This is a genomic window from Microcoleus sp. Pol12B4 (assembly GCF_036701385.1).
In the GTDB taxonomy this organism is placed as follows: Bacteria; Cyanobacteriota; Cyanobacteriia; order Cyanobacteriales; family Microcoleaceae; genus Microcoleus.
In genome coordinates this window covers 1-7,862 of sequence record NZ_JAUBQR010000188.1, presented here as the reverse complement: position 1 = coordinate 7,862, position 7,862 = coordinate 1, and the positions used below count along the sequence as shown (strand labels likewise).

The 7,862-nt window shown below is 46.9% G+C and carries 3 protein-coding genes and 2 pseudogenes; 3 read left to right on the top strand and 2 right to left on the bottom strand.

All coding sequences use genetic code 11. The annotated features are described in order from the left end of the window. Positions 1-350: pseudogene (locus QUA38_RS22065) on the bottom strand (precorrin-3B C(17)-methyltransferase); the annotation flags it as partial. Positions 351-560: 210 nt separating this feature from the next. Here QUA38_RS22065 and QUA38_RS22060 point away from each other — a divergent pair. Continuing rightward, on the top strand, positions 561-4,508 hold the full coding sequence (locus QUA38_RS22060) for a cobaltochelatase subunit CobN (RefSeq protein WP_333165572.1): 3,948 nt from the start codon (positions 561-563) through the stop codon (positions 4,506-4,508). Positions 4,509-4,597: 89 nt separating this feature from the next. Here QUA38_RS22060 and QUA38_RS22055 read toward each other — a convergent pair whose 3' ends face one another. Beyond that, complete coding sequence (locus QUA38_RS22055; protein WP_333165570.1) at positions 4,598-5,212, bottom strand: COP23 domain-containing protein; 615 nt, start codon at positions 5,210-5,212, stop codon at positions 4,598-4,600. 371 nt (positions 5,213-5,583) lie between these two features. Between QUA38_RS22055 and QUA38_RS22050 the strand changes: the two genes are divergently transcribed. Both QUA38_RS22050 and QUA38_RS22045 read left to right on the top strand, forming a co-directional pair. Continuing rightward, positions 5,584-7,269 carry an NAD-binding protein gene (locus tag QUA38_RS22050; RefSeq protein WP_333165568.1) on the top strand — a complete coding sequence of 562 codons (1,686 nt, stop codon included), beginning with the start codon at positions 5,584-5,586 and terminating at the stop codon, positions 7,267-7,269. A gap of 168 nt (positions 7,270-7,437) precedes the next feature. Then, a pseudogene (locus QUA38_RS22045) lies at positions 7,438-7,862 on the top strand (N-acetylmuramoyl-L-alanine amidase); the annotation flags it as partial.

The window sequence follows — 7,862 nt, the reverse complement described above, 5'->3', positions numbered from 1 at the left end:
GCTGCAATCTCTCTGGCCAAATCATTAACGCCGTGCAAACCGCCCAGCAGCGGTACGACGGCGCTTCCGTCTTCTGCGACAGCTAAAACTGGCGGTTCGGCGCGTTTGTCTGACAGCAGCGGGGCGAGGGTGCGGATGATTATTCCGGCGGCGCAGATGGCGATAATTGGGGTTTCTGTTGCAAATAATTCCCGCAATGTTTCGCCGAAGTTGCTAAAGTTGATGTCTGTGTCGGAAGTGCGATCGATTAAACCGTAAATCTGGGAACCGGGGAAATGTGCGGAGATTTTTTTGGCGATCGGCTGGCTGTTTTGACCTAAGATAACTATTGCGGGAGGAATTCGATTCACGTTTGTAAATATGGCTGTGTTTGGATTGGTTTGATTATTTTAATCGGTGTTTACTTTAATAAGACATAGTTGATGAACCGCGAAAGCGCCAAGTAAGAAAAAGCAGAAGTTTATCTGTTTTGTTCTGTCTGTCAGTGGCACAGGCATCTTGCCTGTGAATCTCTGGGATTAGTTTATCATTAAAAGAAGCAAATATTTCGAGGTAGGGCTGTGAAACGCATTGTCTTAATTGCAGGGTTTGAATCTTTTAATGCTGATTTGTACCGCAAAGCGGCTGAGTTGGCTGTTGGCGGCTGTCAGGGATTGGAAGTACGGGTTTTTAGCGATCGCGCCCTCGCAGACGAACCCGACGCTGTAGCAGCCGCCCTCTCTAATGCTGATGTGTTTTTTGGGAGTTTGCTGTTTGATTACGATGCGGTAATGTGGCTGCGAGAAAGGGTGCAACATATCTCGATTCGCCTGGTTTTTGAGTCTGCTTTGGAATTGATGAGTCTTACTCAAATTGGCGCTTTTAAAATTGGCTACAAGCCGAAGGGAATGCCGAAGCCGGTTAAGTTTATTCTGGATAAGTTCAGCAACGGGCGAGAAGAAGATAAGCTGGCTGGTTATATCAGTTTTTTGAAGGTTGGGCCGAAGTTATTGAAATACGTGCCAGTGCAAAAAGTGCAGGATTTGCGAAACTGGCTGATTATTTATGGTTACTGGAATGCGGGCGGTGCGGATAATGTTGTCTCGATGTTTTGGATTATTGCCGAAAAGTATTTGGGGCTGAAGGTTGCAGAAATTCCGCCGCCTGTGGAAACTCCCAATATGGGTTTATTGCATCCTGATTATAATGGTTATTTTGAATCGCCTCGGCAATATTTGTATTGGTATCTCGGTAATCAAAGTGCTAGGGGCGGGCAAGATGCCCGTTCCACAAAAGAGGCTAGACATCTTGATATAAATGGTTATAACGGGCAAGATGCCAGTTATACAAAATTTGTAACCAATGTATCTCAAAATTTTGACCAGGTTTCTAACGGGCAAGATGCCCGTTCCACAAAATTTGTAACCAATGGGTTCCCCTATTCCAATCGAGTAAAATCTCCTGTTGTGGGCATCTTGCTTTACCGCAAACACGTTATCACCAAGCAGCCTTATATTCCTCAATTGATTCGCTATTTTGAAGAGGCGGGAATTGTGCCTTTGCCAATTTTTATCAATGGCGTTGAAGGCCATGTGGCGGTGCGGGATTGGATGACTACTGCTGATGAAACTGCGCGGCGAAAACAAGGAAATATTGAAACTCTTTCGCTTTCTAAAGATGCTGTGGAAGTTGATGCGATTGTTTCTACTATTGGCTTTCCTTTGGTTGGCGGGCCTGCGGGTTCGATGGAGGGTGGAAGGCAGGTGGAAGTTGCTAAGCGCATTTTAACTGCTAAAAATGTACCTTATTTTGTGTCCGCACCTCTGCTGATTCAGGATATCCATTCTTGGACTCGTCAGGGGATTGGGGGTTTGCAAAGTGTGGTATTGTATGCTTTGCCTGAGTTGGATGGCGCGATCGATCCTGTTCCCCTGGGCGGTTTGGTGGGTGAGGATATTTATCTGGTGCCCGATCGCGCGAAACGCCTGACGAGTAGAATTAACAATTGGGTGAAATTGCGCCAAACTCCGCCATCTGAAAGGAAAATTGCGATTATTCTCTACGGGTTTCCTCCCGGTTACGGTGCGGCGGGTACGGCTGCTTTATTAAATGTACCGAAATCGCTGCTAAATTTCCTCCACAAACTTCAAGCAGCAGGTTATACAGTTGGAGAAATTCCGGCTGACCGTGAGGAGTTAATTCGCAGGGTGAAAGAGGCGGATGATGCAACCGCAGATGGGGGCGGATTAACGCGGATTAACGCAGATACGGAGGGAGTTTACGGCAATACTGTTAATGTTAAAACTCTGGAGAAATGGCTGGGGTATCTGTTAACAAGTCGCATCGAGAAACAGTGGAAATCTTTAACTGGTACGGGCATTAAGACAGACGGCGACGAGTTCCACGTCGGGGGCATTCAACTGGGGAATGTTTGGATAGGTTTGCAGCCGCCGCTGGGAATTTCGGGCGATCCGATGCGCTTAATGTTCGATCGCGATTTGACACCTCACCCTCAATACGCTGCTTTTTACAAGTGGCTGCAAAATGATTATCAAGCTGATGCTGTGGTTCACTTCGGAATGCACGGCACTGTTGAATGGCTGCCGGGATCTCCTCTGGGAAATACTGGCTATTCTTGGTCGGATATTCTGTTGGGAAGTTTGCCGAATCTTTATATCTATGCTGCCAACAATCCCTCGGAATCGATGTTGGCAAAACGTCGCGGTTACGGTGTTTTAATTTCTCACAACGTGCCGCCCTACGGCCGCGCGGGCTTGTACAAGGAATTGATGGCTTTGCGGGATTTGATTGCGGAGTATCGGGAAGATACGGCAAAGAATTATGTCCTGAAAGAGGCGATTTGCCAGAAGATTTTAGATAGCGGTTTGGAGGCTGATTGTCCGTTTGATGAGGCTCGAAAGTTGGGAATTGCTTTTAGTTTTGAGACGGTGGGAATGTTCAGTGCTGATGCTTTTAACCGCTATTTGGTGAAGCTTTACGAGTATTTGCAGGTGGTGGAATGTCGCTTGTTTTCTTCGGGTTTGCACGTTCTCGGGGAACCGCCTAATTCTGAGGAAATGACCTCTTATCTTGAGGCTTATTTTGGGGATAGGTTATCACAGCAACAGGTGCAAAAACTGGTTTTTGAAGAAAATGAACCGCAGAGGCGCAGAGGGCGCAGAGAGGAAGAGAAAGAGGGGTTTGATGGGGTTTTTGAGGAGGGTTTGTTGGTGCGGGATTTGTTGTTGCAAACGACGGATGAGTTGACTAATCTTTTGCGGGGTTTGAATGGGGAATATATTCTGCCGGCACCGGGTGGGGATTTGTTGCGGGATGGGGCTGGGGTGTTGCCAACTGGCAGGAATATTCACGCTTTAGATCCTTATCGGATGCCTTCTCCGGCTGCTTATGAAAGGGGGCGCGAAATTGCTCGGAAAATTATTGAGAAGCACGTTGAGGAACATGGGAATTATCCTGAGACTGTGGCGGTGATGTTGTGGGGTTTGGATGCGATTAAAACGCGGGGCGAATCTATTGGAATTCTGCTAGAATTGGTGGGGGCTGAACCTCTAAAAGAAGGTACTGGCCGCATTGTTCGCTATGAGTTAAAACCGTTAGCTGATGTCGGTCATCCCCGGATTGATGTGTTGGGAAATCTTTCGGGCATTTTCCGAGATAGCTTTGTCAATATTATTGAATTGTTGGATGATTTGTTCGTGCGGGCGGCGGATGCTGATGAACCGGAATCGGAGAATTTTATTCGCAAACACGCTTTAATTTTGCAGGCAAAAGGTGTGCAGAATTATTCGGCGAGGTTGTTTTCTAATCCGGCTGGGGATTTTGGTTCTTTGGTTAACGATAGGGTGGTTGATGGTAGTTGGGAATCGGGGGATGAGTTGGGCAAAACTTGGGAAAGCCGCAATGTTTTTAGTTACGGGAGGAAGGATAAGGGGGAAGCGAGACCGGAGGTTTTGACTCAGTTGTTGCAAGGGTGCGATCGCATAATTCAAGAAATTGATTCTGTTGAATACGGTTTGACTGATATTCAAGAGTATTATGCGAATACTGGCGGTTTGAAGAAAGCCGCAGAAAAGCAGCGCGGCAAAAAAGTCAATACCAGTTTTGTCGAAAGTTTTTCTAAGGATACAACTCCGCGCAATTTAGAAGATTTGCTGCGCTTGGAATATCGAACTAAGTTGCTCAATCCTAAGTGGGCTAACGCGATGGTCAATCAAGGTTCGGGCGGCGCTTATGAAATTTCGCAGCGGATGACAGCGTTAATTGGTTGGGGTGGAACGGCTGATTTTACTGATAGTTGGGTTTACGATCAGGCCGCGGATACTTATGCTTTAGATGAAGAGATGGCGAAGAAGTTGCGGGAGGCCAATCCTGAAGCTTTTCGCAATATTGTCGGCAGAATGTTGGAGGCTAACGGGCGGGGTTTTTGGCTGCCGGATGCGGATAAGTTGCAGCAGTTGCGCGAGTTGTACGAGTTGACTGATGAGAAAATTGAAGGGGTGACAGTGTAGTTTTTTTAGTCTAAATAGGTAGGGGCGGGCTAGAAGCCCACCCCACAATAGTTTCAAAATTTCTCAGGTGCAAGTTAGAGGCGCGGCTATTAAATACCTCGATCGCCCTGCGGTTTTGCTACAGGAACGGACGGTTTATTGTTTGGAGAATTAAAAGCTCGATCGACCATATCTCCAAAGGGAACAAACTGCGGTGCAGATGATTGAGTTCCTGTTCTGAACGTTGTAACTGGCCCGCTGCCGTCTTGGGCAAAATTAATCAATCTCGTTAAAGCATCACCGGGATTTTTAGCATTGCGCTTGTCTAAGGTGAACAGCAGATTTTGAGAGTTGCAGCGCCCCCGTCCGTTCACGTAACAAACTACGGGCAAGTTATTAACAATTCCTGTTGTTAACTGCAAGTTGCTCAATCTTCCGCCATTCTGGGCAACAGCTTTGGTCAGTCTATTGGAAACAATTTGACAGCGCTGCCAAGGTGTATATTCGCGACCGAACTCGGTAGATTTCCAAAGAATCATTGGATCGGTCGTGACATTTCCCCGCCGCGCAATTGTCACAAAATTCCGACCGGACGTAACGCACTGAAATGTTGTTCTCGTGCTATTCAAAGAGTTGCTGGCTGGAGCTGCTTGCACTTGGCTTGCAAAGGCGACAGTACCGGCGAAAACTACAGCGGATGCTAATAAGGGTGCAGTCAATTTCATAATAACTCCTGCCGCTAAGGCAGCTAAATTTATGTAGGAAGTCATAGTTGTAGGGACAGGGCAGTGTCCTGTCCCTGCCTATTCACATTCTGCTGGTTGGCTGTCGCACCCGGATATTTTTCAAATATTAAATTAGGTTAGTTGCACCTCATATCTGGAGGTACAGGGCACTGCTGTGTCCTTGTTTCAAAACTGGGGAACGCGGCTTTAGGGAGACGGCAGTCCCGTGTCCTTGTTTCAAAACTTCCAGGCCACGGCGGCACAAGTTTCCTAGATAGTCTTTTTAGCTACATTCTGCAAAGCCAGGAGAGTCAACAATGGTAAGTAAAACTACAAGGACAGCTCCGAAATTGGCTGGCAAATAACTTTTTATGAAACCTCGAATCATTGTTTGCGGGTTGGGCCACACGGGACACAAGATTTTTTGTTTGTTGAGACAGCAAGGAGCGATTGTGGTTGGTATTAGCGATCGCCCAATTCGCGGCGAAACTTCTGATGTGCTTGTCGGCAACTTGCAAGCAGCTTCTACCTTGTTGGCGGCTGGCATTCAAAACGCTCACACTTTAGTAATTGCAGCAGACGATGATGCTGTGAATTTGGCAATTTTGATGCAGGCGAGGATTCTCAATCCTCAGATTCGCATCATCAACAGATTGTTCAATACTAGCTTGGGCGACAGAATTGACCACACTTTGCCCGATCACACTTCCATGAGCGTTTCATCATTGGCTGCTCCGGTTTTTGCCTTTGCGGCTCTCGGAAATCAGGCGATCGGACAGTTGCGTTTGTTCGATCGCACTTGGCCGATTCACGAAGAATATATCGATGAAACACATCCTTGGAAAAATCGCAAACTGAGCGATTTGTGGGAGGATCGATCGCGAATGTTGATTTATTATCGGCCGGCTGCTAACAAAACTGATTTAGTATCGGCGGTGCTTGCCGATCGGCAGTGTCAGCAGGGCGATCGGCTAATTGTTGCCACTCAGCCGACTATCCACAGCCCCCAAAAAACTTTAACTCAAAAACTGCTCAAAACATTAACTAGCCTGCGCCGATTTCAGCAGCACAGCCAAGCAGCAGTAATTGTTGTACTGACACTGCTGTCAATGATCGCCGTTGCTACTGCTACCTATATTTGTGTTGACAATAATATCTCAATTGTCGATTCTCTCTATTTTTCCGTAGGGATGATTACCGGAGCCGGAGGCCATGAAAAAGTAGCCGAACAAGCTCCCGAAAGCATTAAACTATTTACAATTGTCATGATGTTAGTTGGAGCCGGAATCGTCGGCATCTGCTACGCACTGCTCAACGATTATGTATTGGGAACTCGCTTTACCGAATATTGGGATGTGGCGCGAGTTCCGCAGCGCAATCATTACATTATTTGCGGGCTGGGAGGAATTGGCGTCCAAATTGCTAAAGAACTGCACACTAACGGTTACGATATTGTGGTGATCGAGCAAGATCCGAACAGCCGATTTCTGAGCACGGCTCGCTCAATGAAAATTCCGCTCATTCAGGGAAGTGCCAGTTTGCCCGCAACTCTGGAAGCTGCTAATGTTAAGCAAGCGGCAGCACTTTTGGCGGTAACTAGCAGCGATATGTCTAATGTAGAAATTGCCTTGAGCGCTAAAGGATTAGCACCAAAACTATCGGTTATTGTCCGCAATCAAGACCCACATTTTGCTTTAATGGTGCAGCAAGTTTTTGAGTTTGAAGGAGTTTTGAACCCGACGGAATTGGCGGCTCCTGCTTTCGCGGCGGCGGCGATTGGAGGCAGAATTTTAGGGAACGGAGTGACTGCTGACAGTTTATGGGTTTGCTTGGGCACATTGATTACCCCAAAACATCCTTTCTGCGGCCACCGCATTCAAGATGCCGCTAAGTCTGCTGATTTTGTGCCTCTGTATGTGGAAACTAATTGTCAAACTATTCACGGCTGGGATTTACTGAATTTTTGTTTGAGTACGGGGGATGTTTTGTATTTGACGATGCCGGCGAATCGGTTGGAGCAACTGTGGAGAACGACCTCGGAATTAATTAAAACTTAATGGTTTGACGCGGTAATTTATATTGCGATCGCTCAATTGCAACTAAAAACCTGATAAAATGGGCTCTGTCTAGTAAATAAGACTTACGACTAATCCTCTGAAATCCGGTTTCTTAGGGCAAGTTCTAGTATAAATAATCAACAGACTCTCAATTAGTTGCGATTTAGAATGAGAAAATTTTTAGGATTAGTTGTGTTTGGGATGATCGTGGCGATCGCCTCTGTAGCTGTCGCCGTTCAACCTTTGTTCGTCGCTTATCCTCCCACTAACCACAAAACTACAGCCGATCGCATCTTTTTAATCGGTACAGCGCCCGCACCGGGACAAGTATTAGTAAATGGCAACCAAATTTCGCGCACCGCATCCGGGCATTTCGCCCCGACTTTTCCGCTGCAACTCGGCGAAAATGTCTTTACATTGCGTTACGAAAATCAGGAAGTCAAACTTAAGGTGACGCGCGAGTCGAATCAGCCGGAAGTCCCTGTAGGATTGGCTTTTGCTAAAGATTCCCTGACGCCGAAAGTCGATGTGGCGAGTTTGCCGGGGGAATATATTTGCTTTGGGGCGATCGCACCTGCGAATGCTCAAGTTTC

Coding starts and splice junctions, on each gene's coding strand:
- QUA38_RS22050 (WP_333165568.1), top strand. CDS start 5,584: ATGAAACCTCGAATCATTGTTTGCGGGTTGGGCCACACGGGACACAAG.
- QUA38_RS22055 (WP_333165570.1), bottom strand. CDS start 5,212: ATGAAATTGACTGCACCCTTATTAGCATCCGCTGTAGTTTTCGCCGGT.